Source organism: Sphingomonas jeddahensis (genome assembly GCF_001981525.1).
Lineage (GTDB): Bacteria > Pseudomonadota > Alphaproteobacteria > Sphingomonadales > Sphingomonadaceae > Sphingomonas > Sphingomonas jeddahensis.
Genome location: NZ_MPSB01000022.1, coordinates 1 through 20,549 on the forward strand (window position 1 = coordinate 1; position 20,549 = coordinate 20,549).

A 20,549-nucleotide genomic window follows, 5' to 3' on the forward strand; every position below is an offset into this window, starting at 1 on the left:
GATTGACGTGCCGGTTATGGCCGCTCCCGCCCGCGGACCGCGGGGGGGGCTGCGGGGGGCGAGCGAGCGGCGGCGGACGGCGGGTGACGGCGACGCGCGGCAAGCGAGAGGCGACGGGTGGTGGGCGACTGGCTATCGGTGGCCCGCGGGCGGGAGCGGCCATAACCGGCACGTCAATCCTGGCGGCCTCCCCTAAACAGGCGACGAATCTCGCCGAGTGGTCTTCGCGTGCTGGATCCGTCCGAGTCGATGTTGCAGAGCCTGCTGCTTCGGGCTCAACCCTTCAGCTAGTCGTTCGGAGCGAAGTGGCGAGGCATGTCGGGCAGCGCCCACTTATCGCCAGCGTGTCAACTTCGCTCGGTACGAACGGTGGAGGTGATCGGATCAATGGTGCTTTGGTCGTCTTGCACGCTAAACAGCGCATTGCTGGCGGGCGGGGGACCAACAGCGCAAACCATTGCGGCCGCCCCGCCTGACGATCTACGTTGCGCGGATTACTTCGAAAGGTCTCCTGTTGCGCCTGCTTCTTGCCCTGATGCTTTCCGCCGCCGTTCCCGCAGTCACCGCCGCGCAGACACCCGCTCCGTCTGCCCCCAGCGGAACGGCGGAGATCGAGGGCGCAAAGCTGCGCCGCATCTTTGCTGATAGCGATGAGGCGAAGCTGCGCCGCAACCCGGTGGAAGGCGTGTTCCGCGGCGACTTGCGGTACGCGGATCGGCTGGGGGATTACCTGACCGAAGCGCACGAGGAGGCTGAGCGGCAGGCGCTGCTGGCCGACCTGAAGGCGCTGGAAACGATCGACCGCGCGAAGCTCGGCGCGGTCGACCGCATCGCCTATGACGTGTTCAAATCCGATCGCACGCGCGATCTCAAGGGCTATGCGCCGGCAATCCGCCGCATCACCGACGTGCTGCCAATTAATCACTTCGGCGGCTTCCAGACGTTCTACCCTGAGTTTGCGTCGAGTCAGGGCGCCGCACCGTTCAAGACGGTGCTCGACTATGACAATAATTTAAAGCGCAACGTGGGATATGCCGCGCTGGTGGACCGCATGATCACCCGCGCCCGTCAGGGAATGGCGCGGGGGATCATGCCGCCCAAGCTGGTGGTGCGGAACGTGATCGGCCAGCTCGACAATCTGCTCGCCGGGTCGCTTGAAACGTCGCTGTTCTATCAGCCGGTCACCAAATTTCCCGACGCGGTTGGCGCCGCCGATCGCACCCGGTTGATGGCCGCCTATGCCGCGCAGGTGCGGGACGTGCTCAACCCGGCACATAAGCGACTGCGCGACTTTTTGCAGAATGAGTATCTGCCAAAGGCTCGTGACACCGTCGGCACGTCAGCATTGCCGGGCGGCGCGGCGCTGTACGATTATCTGATCGAGAGCAGCACCACGCTGCCGATGAAGGCGGAAGAGGTCCATCAGCTCGGACTGTCCGAGGTGGCGCGAATTCTGGCAGAAATGGAGCAGCAGAAGGCGCGCGCCGGGTTCAAGGGTAGCCTGCCCGAATTCTTCAAGCACCTGCGTACCGATCCGAAGTTCCAGCCCAAGACGGCGGAAGAGCTGGCCGCAGGCTATGCCGCGATCGGAAAGAAGGTCGATTCCCGGATTCGCGAGCAGTTCGCGCTGATCCCGAAGACGCCGCTGGAGATCCGCCCGGTGCCGGCGTTCCGCGAGAAGACCGATGCGGCCGGCTCCTATCAATCAGGGACGCCGGACGGAACACGGCCGGGCGTGTTCTTCTACAACACTTATGACCTGCCGAACCGATATCTGTGGGGCATGGAGACGCTTTACCTGCACGAAGCGGTGCCGGGGCATCATTTCCAGATCAGCCTGGCGCAGGAGGATACAAGCCTGCCGGCCTTCATGCGCTTCGGTGGCAACACCGCCTTTGTCGAAGGTTGGGCGCTTTATGCCGAGACGCTCTATCCGGAACTCGGTGTCGAGACCGATCCGTACCAGCGGATGGGCGGGCTGAACGACGAAATGTTGCGCGCGATGCGACTGGTGGTCGATAGCGGGATCCACGCCAAGGGCTGGGGTCGCGAGCAGGCGATACGCTACATGCTCGACAATTCGCCGATGCCGGAGACCGACGCGATCGCTGAAGTAGAGCGCTACATCGCCATTCCGGGACAGGCGCTCGCCTACAAGATCGGCCAGTTGACGATCCTGCGGCTGAAGGCCGATGCAAGGGCGAAGCTCGGCGGCAAGTTCGACCCCCGCGGCTTCCATGCCACCGTGCTGGATACCGGCGCACTGCCGATGCCGGTGCTGGAACAGAAAGTTACCGAGTGGGTGGCGGGGCAGAAGTAAAAGCATGGCAGTTTTCCGGGCCATCCTGGCGGGCGCCACGCTGCGCGACAGGATCACGGGCAGCATCGGCGGGCTGGTGGGGATTGGCATCACCGGCCTGCTCGCGCTGCTGATCCTTCAATCCTGGACGCCGTTGCCATGGCTGGTCGCCCCGATGGGAGCGGCGGCGGTGCTGGTGTTCGCCGTGCCGGCCAGCCCCCTGGCGCAGCCGTGGCCAGTGATCGGCGGCAACACTATTTCCGCACTGGTCGGCATAACCGCAATCAAGCTGGTGCACGATCCCGTGATCGCCGCAGGAATTGCGGTCGGCGGCGCGATCCTGCTGATGTCGCTATGCCGCTGCCTTCATCCGCCAGGCGGTGCGGCGGCGCTTACTGCGGTTGTCGGCGGTCCGGCGGTGCTGTCGATGGGCTATCTGTTCGCGTTCGTACCGGTCGGGCTCAATGCCGCGCTGCTGACACTGGCCGGGATCATCTTCCATCGCTTTTCAGGCCATTCCTATCCGCACCGGCCGTTGCCTGCGGCGCCGGCTGCACCTCACCTGGAAGATGTAGATCGTGCGCTGGAGGAACTTGGTGAGACGTTCGATATCGACCGCGAGGATCTGGTACTATTGGTCGAGCGCGTGACGCACCACGCGGCGGTTCGGCGGGCGGGCCGGCGCCGTTAGGAGGCAAGAGCTAGCCACCGACGGGTCTTCGGGGCAGGGTTCCCGCCGGCGTTCCGCATCAGCCGGCCGAGGCGATCGGGATCCCCTTCAATCGCCCATCTTCGCGCCGACGTGACGTTCGCCGCGGGCGCGGGCGAGCGCTTCCTGACGGTGACGCTCCGCAAGGCGCGCGCGCTTGTCATCATCGTGATCGGCATGGCAGTCGGGGCAGCTAATACCTTCCTGGTAAAGCGGCGAGGTTCGCGCGGTCTCACTCACCGGGCGCCGGCAGGCGCGGCACAGGACATGGCTGCCAGGTTGGAGGTCCGGCGTGACCGACACGCGTTCGTCGAACACGAAGCATTCGCCCGACCACTTGCTGTCGCTGGCAGGCACCTTTTCGAGATAATTCAAAATGCCGCCTTCGAGGTGATAGACCTCGTCGACACCCTCGGACTTGAGAAAGGCCGTCGACTTTTCGCAGCGAATGCCGCCGGTGCAGAACATCGCCACCTTGGTGCCGTCGGCGATCAGCCGGTCGCGGTTGGCGCGAAACCAAGCGGGGAAATCGCGGAAGCTCTTGGTTGCGGGATCGATTGCCCCGGGGAAGGTGCCGATCGCAACCTCATAGTCGTTGCGCGTATCGATAAGAATAGTGTCGGGATGGGAGATCAGCTCGTTCCAATCCTCGGGCGCGACATAGGTGCCGGCATCCCGCAGCGGGTCGAGATCAGCCTGGCCCATGGTTACGATTTCGCGTTTCAGGCGAACCTTCAGACGATGGAACGGCTCGGCCGGCGCCCAGGCGTATTTAACCCCGAGTGACTCGCAGCCAGGCAGCGTGCGGAGGTAGGCGACCACCGCCCCGATGCCATCGGGCGGGCCAGCGATCGTGCCGTTGATGCCTTCGTGCGCGATCAACAACGTGCCCTGCACTGCATGCGTGCGGCAGAGCGCCTCGATCGGGCCCCGCAGCGCTGCGGGATCGGTGAAGCGAGTGAACTGATACAGGGCCGCGGTGCGGAAGGGCAGGGTCATGGTACGCCAACACGGGTGAGCAATGCTGCGGCGGGCGCAGCGATCATTGCGCCCGTCTATAGGCATTATCCTGCCGACTTACGACCCTTTGGCATCCAGACGGCCATCCATTTCTAAGCTGTAACGAAAAATTGCCAGCATGCTGACGTTGGTTGACCATCTTCTTCAGCCCGCTCATCGCGCCATTGCTGCAAATCATTCTTGTTAGCGGGGGTGGGGAGGCCCTTTGATGATCCAGAAACACAAGCCGGTCGGCGCGTGCTGCCTATCCCTTTTTGCCGTCGCTGCCGTGTTGACCGCCCCGGTGGCTCGGGCGCAGGAAAGCGCTCCGGCGACCTTCGACGATCCGGACGATATTGTCGTGACGGCAGCGGGCTACGAACAGCGCATCAAGGATGCTCCCGCCAGCATCAGTGTGATCGATCGCGCCGACCTCGAGCAGAAGCGTTTCGGCAGCCTGGCCGACGCGCTGCTCGACGTGCAGGGTGTCGATGTCGGTGGAGAAGCGGGAAAGACGGGCGGCCTGACCATCTCGATGCGCGGGATGCCCAGCGACTATACGCTGGTGCTGATCGATGGGCGGCGACAGAATGCGCCAGGCGGCGTCACGCCCAATGGCTTTGGTGAGACCTCGACCAGCTTTCTTCCTCCCTATTCAGCGATCGACCGGATCGAGGTGGTGCGTGGGCCGATGTCGACGCTCTACGGCTCGGATGCGATGGGCGGCGTGGTCAACATCATCACGCGTAAGGTGGGGAGGCACTGGGTCGGCACGGCAACCGTCGAAAGCACGATCCAGGGCGATGAGCGGTTCGGTAATATCCAGTCGATCAATGGCTTCGCGCAGGGGCCCGTCGTGCGCGATCTCGTTGGTCTAACGCTGCGGGGCAGCATCTTTCATCGCGCGGCATCGAACATCGAGGTTCCCGGCGATCCGGCGCTGACGCTCGGCCGCAACCCGGTGCAGTCCGACATCTACAATTACGGCGGGCGCGTGACGCTGACCCCGCACGCCGACCATGATCTGTGGATGGAGTTCGATCGCAACGAGCAGACCTATGACAATCGCGAAGGGCGGCTGGGGACGCTGGGTTCAGGCGGCTATTCGCCCGAGCAACGGTTCAATCGCAGCAACTATGTCCTCGCGCATAGCTGGCGCACGCGGCTGGGCACGCTGGATACGACCGTCACGCGGAACGAGACCGAGACGATCGGGCGATTGATCCCCAACGGGACGCCGGGCGCGACGCCGGGCAGCCCGCGCGCACTGGAGGCTCGCAACGACATCGTCGATTCGCGATTCGCCGGCAGAACCGGGGCCGTCGCCTATACCGTCGGTGGCCAGTATTGGCGCGCGCGCATGGTCGAGGGCGTGGCGCCCGAACCATTCCGCTTCACGCAATGGGCGGGCTTCGCCGAAGCTACCCTGACGCTTGCGGAGCGGTTCAATCTCACCGCCGGCGTGCGCTTTGACGATCACTCAACCTTTGGCAGCAAGTGGTCGCCGCGGGCCTATGCGGTGTGGAACATCAATGACCAGCTGACGCTGAAGGGCGGCGCAAGCCGCGGGTTCAAGACGCCGCGGGTGGAGCAAATCGCCAGCGGGATCATCGGCTTCGGCGGGCAGGGCCGCATTCCGCTGCTGGGCTCCCCCAACCTCACGCCGGAAACCAGCAACAGCTACGAAGCGGCAATCTACTGGGACACGAACGGGCTCTTCAGCGGCAATCTGACGCTGTTCAACAATGATTTCACCGACAAGATCGCAGGCGGGCCGGGCATTCCGAATTGTCGCTTCTCCGGCGCGCCCAATCGCCCGGGCTGCCTGGATGTCGGGCCGTTTCCGACGGTGGATCTGTTCAGCCAATCAATCAACATCGATAAGGCGCGCACCCGCGGGGTCGAGGTCGCGACGAGCTTCCGTCTCACCCGGGGGGCGACGCTGGGCGTGAACTATACCTATACCGAAAGCGAGCAGTTGAGCGGCCCAGAGGAAGGACTGCCGCTGATCGGCACGCCGGAGCATATGCTGAACGGCAATCTGCGCTGGAGCATCAACGACAAGGCGAGCCTGTGGGCGCGCGCCGAAGTGCGATCCAGCCGATGGCGGGGGTCCAATGCCCAGCAGCAGGCGGTTGGCGACTTCCGCGGCTATGAGGTGTTCCACCTGGGCGGATCCTATCAGGTCGCCCCCGCTTTCCGGCTGGCGGCGACGCTCTACAACATCCTCGACACTGATTATGCCGTGTACCTGCCTTATGCGACGGGAGCGACGACGGCCTTCACCCCGGCCTATTCAATTAATCAGGAAGGGCGGCGTGTGCTGCTTTCAGCGAACATCGACTTTTAGAAGAGGTTCGGATGGAGGGGCTGGCCGCATGTCGCGTCTGGCTCCATCCACGGCTGCCTTGGTGATCGAACCGTCACACTGAGGAAAGCTGCGCCCTGAACGGGCGGATCTACCATCGGCTGCTTATGAAAACCCAGTCATCAGCTGACTGAGTGGTGCGGTCGAGAAGACTCGAACTTCCACGTCCTTTCGGACACAACGACCTCAACGTTGCGCGTCTACCAGTTCCGCCACGACCGCACGTGATGTCCACCGGGCTGCCCCGGCGGCTGGTAGGAGCGGGCCCCTAGCAAGGGTTCGGAGGGCTGGCAATGGGCTGTGTGTACCCCGCGCAAAAAATCGCAGCTTCGTCGGCGTTTTGGTTATTGGTCGCCCTCTCCGACGAAACTCAGTTCGAGCTTCTTGGAGCTAGCGGGGACATCCAACTTGGCGGAGTTGAAGTCGATGGCGCTCTTGGGCGCCAGCGTGCGCTGCTGAGGGATGATCGTCCACGTGTAAACGATGCGGTTCTGGGCGTCGCGAAGGTCGGCGCGGATGTCGGGCACGCGCTGCCGATCGTTGGACGGATTCAGCACCTTGCCGCTTACCGCGAACAACTCACTGCCGTTGCTGATCTCGCGGCGCTCGATCGGATTGTCGATCAAGCGCAGCGGCGTTTCCTCAGGTCCGAAGTTAAGCCCGAACTGTGCCGCAAGGCCGGGCGCGCTGGTCCACAGAATGGCGCCAACGGCAACCAGCATCAGTAGCGCCGCCAGCACCGCCGCGATTGTCCATCGGCGCATCGGATTGACGCGCGGGCGCGATGAAGGGCGCGCGGCCTCGGTCGCCATCGACACCGTGTCGGGCTGCGGGAGAGGAGGGCGATCGAAAAGAGGTGGCGCGGGGGTGGCGTGGGGAGGCGGTGCAAGCGCCGCGACAGGGGCGGCGGGTTCCGTTGTGGCGCCGCCCGGTGCCGACGTCGCCGTCGGTGCGTCCGGAACTGGAACGGCGGGCGATGCACTGGCGATCGCTTCGGCCGCCCGCGTGTCCGGCTCCTGATGCCAGCTATGCCGGCAATTGGCGCAACGCACGGTGCGGCCCTCCGCGCCGATGGATGTATCGGGCACCAGGTAACGGGTGCGGCATTCAGGACATTCAAGGATCATCGCACAACGCTACCGGCGGGGTGGGCAGGAAAGGCCGAAGCCTCCTGCGAATCTAAACACGGCCCTTGCGCTGCATGCAAGCGGAGGTTGAAGCGGTGGCGCGCATCGTGCGATGGCGCATGTGGGGCTTTGAGTGGGAAGGGACGAGCGGCGCCGCAATGGCGAATATCGTGCAGTTCGAGAATGTGGGGTTGCGGTACGGTGACGGACCGGAGACGCTCTCCGACATCAGCTTCGCACTGGCGGCTGGATCGTTCTACTTTCTGAGCGGCGCCAGCGGTGCGGGCAAGACCTCATTGTTGCGCCTCCTGTACCTTGCGCAGCGGCCGAGCCGCGGGATCATCCGGCTGTTCGGCGAGGATGCGGTGACCATGCCGCGCGCGCGATTGCCGGGATTCCGCCGGCGGATCGGGGTGGTGTTTCAGGACTTCCGGCTGGTGCCGCACCTGTCGGCGGCCGACAATGTCGCATTGCCGCTGCGCATTGCGGGGATGCCGGAGGCGGACATCGCCGAGCCGGTAAGCGAGATGCTCGCCTGGGTCGGACTGACGGAGCGTGCCGGCGCCAAGCCCGAGACCTTGTCAGGTGGAGAGCAGCAACGAGTCGCCATCGCCCGCGCGGTGATCGGGCGGCCGGAGATGCTGGTTGCCGACGAACCGACGGGCAACGTCGATCCGGAAATGGCCGAACGATTGTTGCTGTTGTTCGATTCGCTGAACCGTCTCGGAACGACGGTGGTGGTCGCAACCCACGACCTGCATTTGATGCATCGTGTGCCCAGCGCGCAGATGATGCGGCTGGTGAAGGGCCGGTTGCATGATCCGACGGGCACGCTGCGGCACCCACCGGCGCGGGAACTCGCGTGACCAATTCCACCGGGAAAAATGGCGAGCGGACGCGGCGCGTGCTCGATGAGGCGCGCGGCGTGCGCGCGATGGTGTGGATCATCGCCATCATGCTGTTCCTGACGGTTCTGGGTGCCGCCCTCGGGTTGGCGACACGCAACGCGGCCGGTGCGCTGGAGACCCAATTGGTCGGGCGTGCGACGGTCCAGATCATGGCCGCCGATCCCGCGCGGCGAGAAGCGGAAGTGGGCCGCGCCGTTGCGACGTTGCAGAAGCTCCCGGCGGTGCGTAGCGCGGCGCTCGTCGATCGTGACGAACTAGCCGCGTTGCTGCGGCCATGGCTCGGCGACGACGGTGCCGATCCGGAATTGCCGATACCGGCGATGATCGACCTCGAACTGGCCGACGACACGGCGGCGGCGCTGGCGCGGGTGCGCGCTTCGCTGCAATCCACCGCGCCAAGCGCACGGATCGATGCGCACGAGGCGTGGATGGCGCCAGTGGCAGGGTTCCTCAATCTCGTCGTGTCGATAGCGGCGGTACTGGTCCTGCTGCTCGCCGGTGCCACGGCGGCGGTGGTGATGCTCGCGGCGCGCGCGGGGCTGGACGCGCATCGCCAGACGATCGAGGTGATGCACATGCTTGGTTCGACCGATCTGCAGGTGGCGCGGCTGTTTCAGCGGCGGATTGCGCGCGACGCCGCCATCGGCGCGGCGATCGGCAGTCTGGCGGCGATCGGCATGTTGTTGCTCGTCAGCGGGGAAGCTGCAGGGTTGGGGTCGCAGTTGCTCGGCGGGGCGACGCTGGGAATGAGCGGATGGGCGGTTCTGGCGATGCTGCCGATCGCCTTTGTGTTGCTGGCGGCGCTGGCCGCGCGTTTCGCCATCACGCGCGCTCTGGAACGGGTGCTCTGATGCTACGGTTGCTCGGCTTGATTGCCGTGGCTTGGGCGCTCGGCTTTGCGGTGTTCATGTTGCGATTGGCCGAGCCGGCGGATGCGATGCTGACGACCGACGCGATCGTGGTTCCGACCGGCGGGCCCGGCAGGATCCCGCGCGGCCTGTCACTGATCGAGGAGGGCCGGGCGAAGCGAATGCTCGTCACAGGCGTGGCGACCGGGCTCCGCAAGGTCGATCTTGCGGCGGCCAATGGCCACCCCCGGGCGATTGCCTGCTGCGTCGATCTGGGGCGGGAAGCCGTGGATACACGCTCCAACGCGGAGGAGACGAGCCGGTGGGTTCGTGAGCACGGCTATAAGTCGGTTAGGCTCGTCACCTCCGACTGGCACATGGCGCGGGCGCGGATGGAAGTCGGCGAGGCGCTGGACGAGGATGTCACGATCGTGCGCGATGGCGTTCGGGCGGAACAGCCGCTCGCCTCATTGGTGAACGAATATAATAAACTGATCCTGCGACGGATCGCGTTGTGGGTGGGTGTCGGATGATCATGGCTGGGGTTAGAACGCTGCTCTACCGGTTCGTCTTCTACGCCGGGTCGGTGCCGATCGTGCTGGGCGTGGCGCCAGCGGCGTTGTTCGGCAAGCGTGCGGTGATGTGGCAGGCGCACCAATGGGCGCGCTTGCAGCGCTGGTGCGCACGCACGATTCTCGGAATTACCACACGGGTAGAAGGTGCGGTGCCGGACGGGCAGTATCTTTTCGCGGCCAAACACCAAGCGATGTATGAGACAACCGAGCTTCAGCTGATCCTGGGCGGCCCGGCGATGGTGCTGAAGCGCGAATTGACGCGCATTCCGGTGTGGGGCTGGGCGACGCGGCTATATGGATCAATCTCCGTGGATCGTGAGGCGTCGGCCAAGGCACTGCGCCAGTTGATGACTGAAGGAGCAGCGCTGCGTGCGAGGGGGCGATCAGTAATCGTCTATCCGGAAGGAACGCGCGTGCTGCCGGGTGAAAGCCCGCCGCTGCGCTCCGGTTTTGCGGGGCTGTACAAGGCGCTCAACCTGCCGGTGGTGCCAATTGCCCTCGATAGCGGACGGTTCATGCCGAAGAAGGGGCTGAAGCGACCCGGTGTGGTGACGGTTCGGATCGGGGAGCCGATTCCGTCGGGGTTGCCGCGCAAGGAAGCGGAGCGGCGCGTCTGGGAGGCCATCAACGCTTTGGAGCTGGGTGCCGGCAAGCTTTCCTGATCCGCTGGTGCTGAGGGTGTCGAGCCTGCGGGCGTTGGCCCTGCCACTGAAATAGCTTAAGCCTGCGACGGCAGGAGCCGGTTCAGGCAGGCTTGTGTCGGGGCCCACTATGCCACGAATTCGGGCTCTAGGCGCGCCGAGCGCTGGATGCCGGGACAAGCCCGGCATGACGAGGTGGGTGAGGTGACTTCCCCTTGGATGACGCTTCGCTATTCGTGCTTGCGGCCGAAATCCGCCGCGGCGTCGTCCTGGCCCTGGTCGACGATCGAGCGGCGGATCGTGCGGGTGCGGGAGAATAATTCAAACAAGGTGTCGCCATCGTCCCAGCGGATCGCGCGCTGAAGGTGCGACAGATCCTCGCTGAAGCGCTGCAGCATTTCGAGCACCGCTTCCTTGTTGGCGAGGAACACGTCCCGCCACATGGTTGGGTCCGACGCGGCGATACGGGTGAAATCGCGGAAACCGCCGGCGGAAAATTTGATCACTTCCGACTGCGTCACTTCGGCGAGATCATTGGCGGTGCCGACGATCGTATAGGCGATGAGGTGGGGCAGGTGGCTGGTCACGGCCAGAACACGGTCGTGATGATCGGGCGCCATCACCTCCACCGTGCTGCCGAGCCGCCGCCAGAATTCGGCGACGCGTTCGGTGGCCGTGGGATCGCCGTCCGCCAAGGGCGTGACGATGCACCAGCGACCCCGGAACAGCGAAGCGAAGCCGGCTTCCGGCCCGCTCTGCTCAGTGCCGGCGACGGGGTGGGCCGGGACGATCGTGGCGCCGGGGAGCGCGGCGGTAAGGGCTCGGGCGACCTCCGCCTTGCAACTGCCGACATCGCTGACGATCGCGTCGGCGGGAAGGTCGGCTGCCAGTTCGGCAGCGACGGTGCCCATCGCGCCGACGGGCACGCAGAGGATGAGCAGATCTGTGTCCGTCACGGCTGCACCGGCGGTATCGGTCACGTCGTCCACGATCCCGAGCGCGTCTGCCCGGGTGCGCACGTCCGGGTCTGCATCATAGCCCGTTAGGCGCACCGTTGGCATGTTCTGGCGCACCGCGCGGGCGACGGACGAGCCGATCAGGCCAAGGCCGACGATGGTGACGCGGGAAAAGGGGAGCATGTCAGTTCCAGATCACCAACCCAACCCGTTCTTGCCGAGCGGGGTCGAGGGGCGGACCCCGAGCGGCGCGCCCGAGGTTTGTCCCTCGACTTCGCTCGGGACGAACGGAGCAGGGGTGCTTGGGACGAATGGGAGAAGACTGGAGACCGTCACGCGCCCGCCAACTGCCGCAGCGCGGCGATCACGCTCTTGGTCTCGTCCTCGGTGCCGATGGTGATCCGCAGGGCATGGGGCAGGCCCTGCCCAGGCAGCCAGCGGACGATATAGCCGGCATCCATCAGGCCCTTGTACGCCGCCTCCGCGGTCAGTTCGCCTTCGAAGACGACCAGCACGAAATTGGCCTGGCTGGGGATGGCGCGAAGGCCGTCATTGCCGAGCTTGGCGATTTCTTCGGAGAACCAGGCGCGCCACTTGGCGTTGTGCGCGGCGGCGTGGGCGACGAAATCAGTGTCGCCGAGCGCGGCGATCGCTGCCGCCTGACCAGCGATGGTAACGGAGAACGGCAGGCGGATGCGATGCATCGCCTCGATGATCGGTGCCGCGCCATAGCCCCAACCGATCCGCTCGGCGGCCAAGCCGTACATCTTGGAGAAGGTGCGAGTGACGAGGACGTTATCGGCACGCGCGGCGAGCTCCATCGCGCCATCGTTATCGGCACCCTCGATATATTCCGAATACGCGTGATCGAGGACGAGTAGGATGTCGTCGCGCAGGCCGGCGTGGAGGCGCTCGATCTCGCTGCGGGGCGCATAGGTGCCGGTGGGATTGTTAGGGTTCGCCACGAACACCAAGGTGGTGCGATCGGTCACTGCGGCGAGGATCGCATCGACGTCCGTCGCATAATCCTTGTCGGCCGCGATCACGGGGGTGGCACCAGTGCGGCGCGTGGCGATGGGGTATACCGCAAAGCCGTAATTGACGTAGATGACTTCGTCACCCGGCCCGGCGAAGGCGCCCGCGACGAGGTTGAGCAATTCGTCCGAGCCGTTGCCGTAGATGATGCGCGTGGGATCCAGCCCGTGCTTCGCGGCGAGCGCCTCGCGCAGCGCGGTGGCGCCCGCATCGGGGTAACGTTCGAGGTTGGTGGCGGCCGAGGCGAAGGCTTCACGCGCGCGGGGGCTGCTACCGAGCGGGTTCTCGTTCGACGAGAGTTTAGCGACCTTGCGCCCATCGTCGGTGGTCGATCGCCCGGGGATGTAGGGTGCGATCTCCATGATCCACGGCTTGGCAATAGGTCCAGTCATGGAGCGGGCGTGTAGCGGTGCGGCGGGACGGTTGGCAACGGTGCGGACAGGCCCCGACCAGATAAACAAAAAAGGGCCGGAGGCATCGCCCCCGGCCCTTGATGTTACGTAGTTAAGCCTCGATCAGGCCGAGGCGACTTCCGCAACGTCGATCTTGATGCCGGCACCCATGGTGCTGGAGATCGCGACCTTGCGGACGTACTTGCCCTTGGCGCCCGACGGCTTGGCCTTGACCACCGCGTCGACCAGCGCGTCGAAGTTCGCGCGCAGGTCCTCGGCCGGGAAGCTCGCCTTGCCGATGCCGGAGTGGATGATGCCGGCCTTTTCGACGCGATATTCGACCTGACCGCCCTTGGCGGCCTTGACCGCTTCGGCGACGTTCATCGTCACGGTGCCGAGCTTCGGGTTCGGCATCAGGCCCTTGGGACCCAGCACCTTACCGAGGCGACCGACGATGCCCATCATGTCCGGGGTCGCGATGCAGCGATCGAAATCGATCGTGCCGCCCTGGATGGTCTCCATCAGGTCTTCCGCACCGACCACGTCGGCGCCGGCCTCGCGGGCCTCGTCGGCCTTCGCGCCCTTGGCGAACACGCCGACGCGCACGGTCTTGCCGGTGCCCTTCGGCAGCGTCACCACGCCGCGGACCATCTGGTCGGCGTGACGCGGATCGACGCCGAGGTTCAGCGCGACTTCGATCGTCTCGTCGAACTTCGAGGTGGCGCCAGCGCGCGCGAGGCTGATCGCCTCGTCGACGCCGTGCAGCTTCTCGCGGTCGATCGTGATCGCCTTCTGCTTCTTCGTGAGCTTCGCCATGTCCTTAGCCCTCCACAACCTGGAGGCCCATCGCGCGTGCGGAGCCTTCGATGATCTTCGTTGCTGCGTCGATGTCGTTCGCGTTCAGGTCCTTCATCTTGGCCTGGGCGATTTCGGACAGCTGCGAGCGCTTGATGGTTCCCGCGCTGGTCTTGCCCGGCTCCTTCGAGCCCGACTTCAGGCCGAGCGCCTTCTTGATCAGGAAGGTCGCCGGGGGCGTCTTCGTCTCGAAGCTGAACGAGCGGTCGGCATAGACGGTGATGACGGTGGGGAGGGGCGAGCCCTTTTCCATGTCACCGGTCTGCGCGTTGAACGCCTTGCAGAATTCCATGATGTTGACGCCGCGCTGACCCAGCGCCGGGCCGATCGGGGGCGACGGGTTAGCGGCGCCGGCTGGCACCTGCAGCTTGATATAGCCTGTAATCTTTTTCGCCATGTCACTCTCTTTAAGTTTAGCGGTTCGTGCGGACGCGTGGCAGCGCCCTCCCGCAAGCGTTCCAGCAATGTGGGCTGGAAGCGGGCGCGCTTAGCGGAACGGCGGGGGGAAAGCTAGCCCTTGGTTTGCGGCCCGGTTGGCCCCGACCCAAGGCCAGGGTGACGGCGTGATGATGGCTTAGGTCATCGCCATGAGGCTGGCGTTGCCGCCAGCGGCGGTGGTGTTGATCGAGGTGGAGACTTCCTCGACCAGCCATTCGGTGCGGTAGTCGTTGGCCTGGGCGAGGACGATCGGGCCGTCGAGCGCGGCCACCTGTTGTTGCAGCGCGCAGACGCGTGCCGCGTCGCCCTCGATCAGTGCGCCGGCGTAGGGGCCTTCACAGGTCCAGTCGGTACTCCAATGAACACGCGCGGCCACGGCGGGTGGTAGATCGGTGCGCATGGCGGCGTCCACGACCAGATCGTTGCCGGTGGCGAGGCCGACGGCGAGTTGCGCCATCAGGGCCTGCGGCGTCTCGGGCAGCAGCAAGATGCGGCCGCGTGGGTGCAAGACGTAGAGGTTGCGCTCGCCGACCGGGCCGTCGAGTTCGGTCTCGGCGCCGAGCAGCGCGGTGCTCGCGACGTCGCGCACCAGCGCCGCGCCGGTCGCGTCGCCCTGGGCGTCAAGCCACATAGCCAGTTCACGCGCCGCCGGATCGGCAACGGTGGAGCTGATTGCCGGCGCCGTCACCGCGCCGCGTACCAGCCGGCCGAGATACAGCGGCCCGCCGGCTTTGGGTCCGGTGCCCGACAGCCCGCGACCGCCGAACGGCTGTACGCCGACCACTGCGCCGATCACGTTACGGTTGATGTAGAGGTTGCCGGCCTTCACACGCGCGGTGACGTGCGCAATGGTCTCGTCGAGCCGCGTGTGCAGGCCGAAGGTGAGGCCGTAGCCGGTGGCGTTGATGCGGTCGATCAGCGCGTCAAGGCCGCTGCGCTTGAAGCGGATGACGTGAAGGACGGGGCCGAACACCTCGCGCTTCAGCTCGGCAATGTCCTTCAGCTCGATGATCGTCGGGGCAACGAAGGTGCCGTGCGAGGCTTCCTCGCCCAGCGGCAATGCCTCGACCGTGCAGCCGCGACCGCGCATGGCGGCGATATGGTGCTCGATGCCAGCCTGTGCCTCCGCCGTGATCACAGGGCCGATATCGACCGCAAGCCGATCAGTGCGGCCCACGCACAGTTCGTGCAGTGCCCCGCGCAGCATCGTCAGGATGCGATCGGCGACCTCCTCCTGCAGGCACAGGACGCGCAGCGCCGAACAGCGCTGGCCGGCGCTGTCGAAGGCGGAGGCGATGACGTCGGCCACGACTTGTTCGGCGAGGGCGCTGGAATCCACGATCATGGCGTTCTGGCCGCCGGTCTCCGCGATCAGCGGGATGGGGGTGCCTTCGGGTGAAACGCGGGTGGCGAGCTCGCGCTGGATGAGGCGGGCGACTTCGGTGGAGCCGGTGAACATCACCGCCGCTGTCTCGGGTGCGGCGACGAGGGCGGCGCCGATGCTACCGTCACCGAGGACGAGTTGGAGCGCGTCGGCGGGGATGCCCGCTTCGTGGAGGATGGCGACGCCCTGCGCGGCGATCAGCGGGGTTTCCTCGGCAGGCTTGGCGAGCACGGTGTTGCCCGCGACCAAAGCGGCGGCGACCTGGCCGGTGAAGATCGCGAGCGGAAAGTTCCAGGGGCTGATGCACGTCACGGCCCCGAGCGGCCGGTGGGCGGGGCCAAAGCTGCGGCGGGCCTGATCGGCGTAATAGCGCAGGAAGTCGATCGCTTCGCGCACTTCACCGATGGCGTTGGGGATCGACTTGCCGGCTTCGCGGACGATGAGGCCGATCAGCTCGGCCATGCGTGCTTGCATCGTATCGGCCGCACGGTCGAGGATGGCGGCGCGCTCGGCCGGCGGGACGGCGGCCCAGGCGGGGGCTGCGGCGGCAGCCGTGCGGGCAGCGGCGGCGGTTTGGTCGGGCGTCATCTCCACGACGGTCCCTACCGTATCCCGGTGGTCCGCGGGGTTGAGGACGAGGCGTGCGGTGCCTTTGCCACCGGCGGGCGCAGCGAGCCATTGCGCGTGGGCGCCGGCCTGCATCGTCTCGGCGAGCACGGCGAGGGTGCGCTCGTCGGCAAGATCGAGACCGGCGGAGTTCCGGCGGTCCGGGTACAGATCGGCAGGGAGTGCGATCGACGCGTGCTTTTGGCCGGGGACGTCGGCGGCACGGACCAGCGCGACCGGATCGGCGACGAGATCGGCGATCGAGACTTCGGGATCGGCGATGCGGTTCACGAAGGAGGAATTGGCACCGTTTTCCAGCAGGCGCCGGACGAGATACGCCAGCAGCGTCTCGTGCGTGCCGACGGGGGCGTAGATGCGGCAGGGACGGTTCAGCTTATCCGCGCCGACGACTTCGTCGTAGAGCGGCTCGCCCATGCCGTGGAGGCACTGGAACTCGTAATCGCCGATCGTGAAGTCGGGGCCGGCGAGCGCATAGATCGTCGCCAGCGTCTGCGCATTGTGCGTGGCAAACTGCGGAAACACCGCGTCGCGGTTCGCCAGCAATCGGCGCGTGCAGGCGAGATACGACACATCGGTGTGGATCTTGCGGGTGTATACGGGGAAGTCGGCCTGGCCGTCGACCTGCGCGCGCTTGATCTCGGCGTCCCAATAGGCGCCCTTGACGAGGCGGACCATGATCCGGCGATCGGCGCGGCGGGCGAGATCGACGATCCAGTCGATGACGAAGGGACAGCGCTTGCCATAGGCCTGGATGACGAAGCCGAGGCCGTTCCAGCCGGCGAGATCGGGATCGGTGGCAAGGCTTTCGAGCAGGTCGAGCGACAGTTCGAGGCGGTCGGCCTCCTCGGCATCGATGTTGAAGCCGATGTCATAGCTCTTGGCGATCAGCGCGAGCGCGCGGACTTTGGGGAGGAGCTCGCCCATGACTCGGTCGGCCTGCGCTCTCGCATAGCGGGGATGGAGCGCGGAGAGTTTGATCGAGATGCCGGGGCCGGCATAGACGCCGCGGCCGGCGGAGGCCTTGCCGATGGCGTGCACCGCGGTTTCGTAGTCGCGGTAATAGCGGCCGGCGTCGGCGGCAGTGGTAGCGGCCTCGCCAAGCATGTCGTAGCTGTAGCCGAAGCCGCGCGCCTCCAGGGGCCTCGCCCGCTTCAGCGCTTCGCCGATCGTCTCTCCGGTGACGAATTGTTCGCCCATCATGCGCATCGCCATGTCGACGCCGCGGCGGATCACCGGTTCGCCGGCGCGAGCGATGAGGCGGGTGAGCGCGGCGGCGAGGCCGCGGTCGTTGACGCTGTTGGTCAGCTTGCCCGTCACCACCAGGCCCCAGGTGGCGGCATTGACGAAGAGCGAGCGGCCGTCGCCGATGTGGGAGCGCCAGTCGCCGCCGGCGATCTTGTCGCGGATCAGCGCGTCCCTGGTGTCGGTGTCGGGGATGCGGAGCAGGGCTTCCGCCAAGCACATCAGCGCCACGCCCTCCTGGCTGGACAGGGCATATTCCTGGACCAGACCTTCGACGCCCGTGCCTTTGTGCTTGGCTCGCAGCGCAGTGATGAGCGTCGTCGCCACCGACAGGGCGTTGGTCTTTACCTCGTCCGGCAGCGTCGCTTCATCGAGGAGCGGCGCCAATGCCTCCGGTTCGGGGCGGCGGGTGGCGGCGGTTATCGCTTCTCGCAGCGGGGTGGCCTGGCGGATCGGCGGGGCGAAATCGGCGAACAGGGGAGGGAGCGGCTGCATGGCTGGATTCCGGAGGAGTGGCCGGAGCTATATAGGCGCCATCGAGCGGGCTTTTCGACTTATGTTGATGTAGAGGAGAGGCTGTTCGGTTCTTTGGGAAGGTTTGCCGTGGACGTTTCGCCTGCCGGTGCTGACGAGATCGACGTGTTCGACCGGCGGATCATCGCGGTGCTCCAGACCGAGGGGCGGCTGGCGGTGACCGAGCTTGCCAAGCGGGTGGGGCTGTCCAAGACGCCGTGCCAGGTACGGTTGAAGCGGCTGACCGATCGGGGGATCATTCGCGGGTTTCGCGCGGTGGTCGACCCCGCGCGGCTGGGGCAGGGGCATGTGGCGTTCACCGAAGTGAAGCTTTCCGACACGCGCGAGGCGGCGCTGGAAGCGTTTCGGCGCGGGGTGCTGGCCATTCCCGAAGTGGAGGAATGCCACATGATCGCCAGCCATTTCGATTATCTGCTGAAGATCCGCACCGCCGACATCCGCAGCTATCGCGCGGTGCTGGGCGAGCGGATCTCAAGCCTGCCGCATGTGTCGAGCACGTCGACCTATGTGGTGATGGAGACGGTTCGCGAAAGCTGAACCTTATACGATCTCGCGGCCGGCGGCGGCGGTAGCCGCGGTGGCCGCTTCGCGCTCGTGGCGCTGGGTGGCGACTCGCTCGGCACGGTCGGCCATGGTCGACCAGGCCTTGGCAGCACGTTCGCTGCGTTCGCGGACGTTATCGAGCTGCGCCCCTTGCGCATTGGCCAGTTCGGCGGCAGCGCGGCTACGGTACATGGCGGCATCGTCGGCCATCGGGCAGGCTCCTTGTCGAGAGGGGAGCGGGCCGGCGACATGCCGACCCGCCTATCACCATCTTACTCGGCGGCTTCGAGCGAAACCGCGCTGGTGCGGCCGCGGCGATCATTTTCCAGCTCGTAGCTGACGCGCTGATTCTGCTGCAGCGTGGCGAAGCCGGCACGCTCCACAGCGGAGATGTGAACAAATGCATCGGTTCCGCCATTGTCAGGCGCGATGAAGCCGAAGCCCTTGTCCATGTTGAAGAACTTTACGGTGCCGATCTGGGCCATGAATACTTCCTTCTTGTTGGGCGGGGCAAGCCGACGACCGGATTGCCCGGTGCCGCGGCAGCAGGGAAAGAAGGAAGAAGGTGCCGCAAAGCGCCAAAGACCGTTCGATTTGCGACTGTAGCAGAAGTGATATGGGCCTCCACGCCGGGCGATACAAGGTCGGTGCGGCGATGCGCCCCGTCGTTTCGCCCAACGCCCCGCCCGGACGATCGCTCCCGGATGATCGCTCCCGGATGATCACGGGCGCGCCGAATGCCTCGACCATCCCTTCATGGCCGGGCATCGACCGCGCGGGCGATGCGGCGGGCCGGAAGCAAATCCGCCGCACCAAGCGCGAGCGAGAAGACGCCAAAGCCAAAGCCCGCTTCCTTTTCGTCCTGTTCATTCCCCTCCCGGTGACGCGGTCTGTGGAGGGCAATGCGATGGCGGCGGGCGGCTTCCGCCGGCGCTGCCCCCGTTACTGGCGCCGGCACCGCCGTCGCGCGCGGCGAGCAGGCGCGCCAGCAAGGGTGGCAGCTGCGGCACGCTGCGTTGCTGTGCGATGCGCGCGAAATAGGGCGCACGGCTTCGCGCCAGCGCGGCGATTGTCGCGGGGGCGTGATGCTCGGGGCCGCGGCCCATCGCTTCCTCCTCCTCATCGGTGAGGGTGCGCGAATAATCCATGTCCTCGGGCGAGCCGTCCTCGTCGCCGTCGAAATCGTCCGGGGGCGGAAAGCAGGTGTACCAGCGCTCCTCCCCCTCATCCCACCAGACGAGCAAATCGTCCCGCAAGGGCGCCTCTATTGGCGAATGTTGAGAAAGTTGAGGCTCCGGCGAGGGTTCGGGAGCAGCTTCGGGCGGCTCGGTCTGGGGGAGGGCGAGGCGGAGCAGGCCCGCGGCCTCGGCGCGCTGCCATTGCTCGGCGGTCCATTCGGCGCGCGCGGCCGGATCGAGATCGGCGACCGGCACGTCGGCGGCGCTGGCATGGCCGGTGCGCGCGAGGCGATCGGCGGCGGCGAGCGCAAAGATGGGGGCGAGATCGGCGGCGGCGTCCTCGCCATCGTCGGTCAGCTGCCCGGCGCGGCGGGCGAGGAACAGGCCGGCGCGCGCGGGGCCTTCGTCGCGGGTGACGAGATCGAGATAGGCGTCGAACTCCTGCGCGACGAGCCGCGCGGCCTTGGCATCGGCATCGGGCGCGGATTCGACCTGGCGATCGAGCCGGGCGAGCAGCGACAGCGCGAGGCGATTGTCGTGGCGGTGGCGCGTGACGCTGCTGCCGTCGGCGCGGACATAGGTATCGACCTGGCCCTCCAGCGCGCGGACCAGCAGCGTCTCGGCAATCGCCTCACGCGCGACGAGCGACGCGGCGCGCCAGCCGAGTGCAAAGGCGGCGCCGCGCGCGGTGCGGCGGAAGGCATAAGCGGAGGTGGCGGACAGGCCGACGCAGCGGCAGGCGGATTCGACGCCATGCCCTTCGGCGATCGCTTCGAGGAAGCGGCGCTGGTTGGCGGCGGACCAGCCGTCCTGCCGGCGGGAATATTGCGGCGGGGCGCCATCGTCGGGATCGGGGAGGAAGGTTTCGGTGGGGAGCGCCGGCGGTGGGGC

At 66.3% G+C, this 20,549-nt stretch carries 18 protein-coding genes and 1 tRNA gene; 8 read left to right on the plus strand and 11 right to left on the minus strand.

The features are described from left to right. The first annotated feature begins 535 nt into the window (after window positions 1–535). Window positions 536–2,320, plus strand: a complete 1,785-nt coding sequence (locus SPHI_RS14375) for a DUF885 domain-containing protein (RefSeq protein ID WP_076745666.1) — start codon at window positions 536–538, stop codon at window positions 2,318–2,320. A gap of 4 nt (window positions 2,321–2,324) precedes the next feature. After that, complete coding sequence (locus SPHI_RS14380; RefSeq protein ID WP_076745652.1) at window positions 2,325–2,990, plus strand: HPP family protein; 666 nt, start codon at window positions 2,325–2,327, stop codon at window positions 2,988–2,990. Window positions 2,991–3,077: 87 nt separating this feature from the next. Here SPHI_RS14380 and trhO read toward each other — a convergent pair whose 3' ends face one another. Continuing rightward, window positions 3,078–4,007, minus strand: a complete 930-nt coding sequence (gene trhO, locus SPHI_RS14385; RefSeq protein WP_076745653.1) for an oxygen-dependent tRNA uridine(34) hydroxylase TrhO — start codon at window positions 4,005–4,007, stop codon at window positions 3,078–3,080. A gap of 229 nt (window positions 4,008–4,236) precedes the next feature. Between trhO and SPHI_RS14390 the strand changes: the two genes are divergently transcribed. Further along, window positions 4,237–6,357, plus strand: coding sequence for a TonB-dependent receptor domain-containing protein (locus SPHI_RS14390; RefSeq protein ID WP_076745654.1), 2,121 nt, complete (start codon window positions 4,237–4,239; stop codon window positions 6,355–6,357). 153 nt (window positions 6,358–6,510) lie between these two features. On the opposite strand, the gene SPHI_RS14395 is transcribed toward SPHI_RS14390, so the two are convergent. Both SPHI_RS14395 and SPHI_RS14400 read right to left on the minus strand, forming a co-directional pair. After that, window positions 6,511–6,597: transfer RNA gene (locus tag SPHI_RS14395), tRNA-Leu, on the minus strand. 122 nt (window positions 6,598–6,719) lie between these two features. Beyond that, on the minus strand, window positions 6,720–7,502 hold the full coding sequence (locus SPHI_RS14400; RefSeq protein WP_076745655.1) for an MJ0042-type zinc finger domain-containing protein: 783 nt from the start codon (window positions 7,500–7,502) through the stop codon (window positions 6,720–6,722). A gap of 158 nt (window positions 7,503–7,660) precedes the next feature. On the opposite strand from SPHI_RS14400, the gene ftsE reads away from it, so the two are divergent. From ftsE to SPHI_RS14420, 4 genes are read left to right on the plus strand one after another with little or no spacing between them, the layout of a single operon-like run. Further along, the gene (gene ftsE, locus SPHI_RS14405) at window positions 7,661–8,368 is read left to right on the plus strand and encodes a cell division ATP-binding protein FtsE (RefSeq protein ID WP_076745667.1); all 708 of its coding nucleotides are present in this window, start codon (window positions 7,661–7,663) and stop codon (window positions 8,366–8,368) included. Then, complete coding sequence (locus SPHI_RS14410; RefSeq protein WP_076745656.1) at window positions 8,365–9,261, plus strand: cell division protein FtsX; 897 nt, start codon at window positions 8,365–8,367, stop codon at window positions 9,259–9,261. The genes ftsE and SPHI_RS14410 overlap by 4 nt, the downstream gene beginning before the upstream one ends. Further along, window positions 9,258–9,791: a YdcF family protein gene (locus SPHI_RS14415; protein WP_076745668.1), complete on the plus strand. Its 534-nt coding sequence runs from the start codon at window positions 9,258–9,260 to the stop codon at window positions 9,789–9,791. Before SPHI_RS14410 ends, SPHI_RS14415 begins: the two co-directional genes overlap by 4 nt. Before the next feature lie 2 nt (window positions 9,792–9,793). Next, window positions 9,794–10,495: a lysophospholipid acyltransferase family protein gene (locus tag SPHI_RS14420; protein WP_076745669.1), complete on the plus strand. Its 702-nt coding sequence runs from the start codon at window positions 9,794–9,796 to the stop codon at window positions 10,493–10,495. 209 nt (window positions 10,496–10,704) lie between these two features. Here the strand turns inward: SPHI_RS14420 and SPHI_RS14425 are convergent, their stop codons facing one another. The 5 genes from SPHI_RS14425 to putA form a co-directional block, all read right to left on the minus strand. Further along, the gene (locus SPHI_RS14425; protein ID WP_076745657.1) at window positions 10,705–11,613 is read right to left on the minus strand and encodes a prephenate/arogenate dehydrogenase family protein; all 909 of its coding nucleotides are present in this window, start codon (window positions 11,611–11,613) and stop codon (window positions 10,705–10,707) included. A gap of 149 nt (window positions 11,614–11,762) precedes the next feature. After that, window positions 11,763–12,857, minus strand: a complete 1,095-nt coding sequence (gene hisC / locus SPHI_RS14430) for a histidinol-phosphate transaminase (RefSeq protein WP_076745658.1) — start codon at window positions 12,855–12,857, stop codon at window positions 11,763–11,765. A 123-nt stretch (window positions 12,858–12,980) separates the two neighbouring features. Next, on the minus strand, window positions 12,981–13,673 hold the full coding sequence (gene rplA / locus SPHI_RS14435) for a 50S ribosomal protein L1 (RefSeq protein ID WP_076745659.1): 693 nt from the start codon (window positions 13,671–13,673) through the stop codon (window positions 12,981–12,983). 4 nt (window positions 13,674–13,677) lie between these two features. After that, window positions 13,678–14,109, minus strand: a complete 432-nt coding sequence (rplK, locus tag SPHI_RS14440; RefSeq protein WP_076745660.1) for a 50S ribosomal protein L11 — start codon at window positions 14,107–14,109, stop codon at window positions 13,678–13,680. Window positions 14,110–14,286: 177 nt separating this feature from the next. After that, complete coding sequence (putA, locus tag SPHI_RS14445) at window positions 14,287–17,898, minus strand: trifunctional transcriptional regulator/proline dehydrogenase/L-glutamate gamma-semialdehyde dehydrogenase (protein ID WP_076745661.1); 3,612 nt, start codon at window positions 17,896–17,898, stop codon at window positions 14,287–14,289. A gap of 108 nt (window positions 17,899–18,006) precedes the next feature. On the opposite strand from putA, the gene SPHI_RS14450 reads away from it, so the two are divergent. After that, complete coding sequence (locus tag SPHI_RS14450) at window positions 18,007–18,474, plus strand: Lrp/AsnC family transcriptional regulator (protein ID WP_076745662.1); 468 nt, start codon at window positions 18,007–18,009, stop codon at window positions 18,472–18,474. Window positions 18,475–18,477: 3 nt separating this feature from the next. Here the strand turns inward: SPHI_RS14450 and SPHI_RS14455 are convergent, their stop codons facing one another. The 3 genes from SPHI_RS14455 to SPHI_RS15050 all read right to left on the minus strand — a co-directional run. Continuing rightward, window positions 18,478–18,690, minus strand: a complete 213-nt coding sequence (locus SPHI_RS14455) for a hypothetical protein (RefSeq protein ID WP_076745663.1) — start codon at window positions 18,688–18,690, stop codon at window positions 18,478–18,480. 62 nt (window positions 18,691–18,752) lie between these two features. After that, window positions 18,753–18,965, minus strand: a complete 213-nt coding sequence (locus SPHI_RS14460) for a cold-shock protein (protein ID WP_076745664.1) — start codon at window positions 18,963–18,965, stop codon at window positions 18,753–18,755. 381 nt (window positions 18,966–19,346) lie between these two features. After that, window positions 19,347–20,549, minus strand: a 1,203-nt coding sequence (locus SPHI_RS15050) for a hypothetical protein (protein ID WP_076745665.1), incomplete at its 5' end; no start/stop codon positions are given.

Coding starts and splice junctions, on each gene's coding strand:
- SPHI_RS14425 (WP_076745657.1), bottom strand. CDS start 11,613: ATGCTCCCCTTTTCCCGCGTCACCATCGTCGGCCTTGGCCTGATCGGC.
- rplA (WP_076745659.1), bottom strand. CDS start 13,673: ATGGCGAAGCTCACGAAGAAGCAGAAGGCGATCACGATCGACCGCGAG.
- putA (WP_076745661.1), bottom strand. CDS start 17,898: ATGCAGCCGCTCCCTCCCCTGTTCGCCGATTTCGCCCCGCCGATCCGC.
- trhO (WP_076745653.1), bottom strand. CDS start 4,007: ATGACCCTGCCCTTCCGCACCGCGGCCCTGTATCAGTTCACTCGCTTC.
- SPHI_RS14390 (WP_076745654.1), top strand. CDS start 4,237: ATGATCCAGAAACACAAGCCGGTCGGCGCGTGCTGCCTATCCCTTTTT.
- SPHI_RS14455 (WP_076745663.1), bottom strand. CDS start 18,690: ATGGCCGACGATGCCGCCATGTACCGTAGCCGCGCTGCCGCCGAACTG.
- SPHI_RS14460 (WP_076745664.1), bottom strand. CDS start 18,965: ATGGCCCAGATCGGCACCGTAAAGTTCTTCAACATGGACAAGGGCTTC.
- SPHI_RS14420 (WP_076745669.1), top strand. CDS start 9,794: ATGGCTGGGGTTAGAACGCTGCTCTACCGGTTCGTCTTCTACGCCGGG.
- hisC (WP_076745658.1), bottom strand. CDS start 12,857: ATGACTGGACCTATTGCCAAGCCGTGGATCATGGAGATCGCACCCTAC.
- ftsE (WP_076745667.1), top strand. CDS start 7,661: ATGGCGAATATCGTGCAGTTCGAGAATGTGGGGTTGCGGTACGGTGAC.
- SPHI_RS14400 (WP_076745655.1), bottom strand. CDS start 7,502: ATGATCCTTGAATGTCCTGAATGCCGCACCCGTTACCTGGTGCCCGAT.
- SPHI_RS14375 (WP_076745666.1), top strand. CDS start 536: ATGCTTTCCGCCGCCGTTCCCGCAGTCACCGCCGCGCAGACACCCGCT.
- rplK (WP_076745660.1), bottom strand. CDS start 14,109: ATGGCGAAAAAGATTACAGGCTATATCAAGCTGCAGGTGCCAGCCGGC.
- SPHI_RS14380 (WP_076745652.1), top strand. CDS start 2,325: ATGGCAGTTTTCCGGGCCATCCTGGCGGGCGCCACGCTGCGCGACAGG.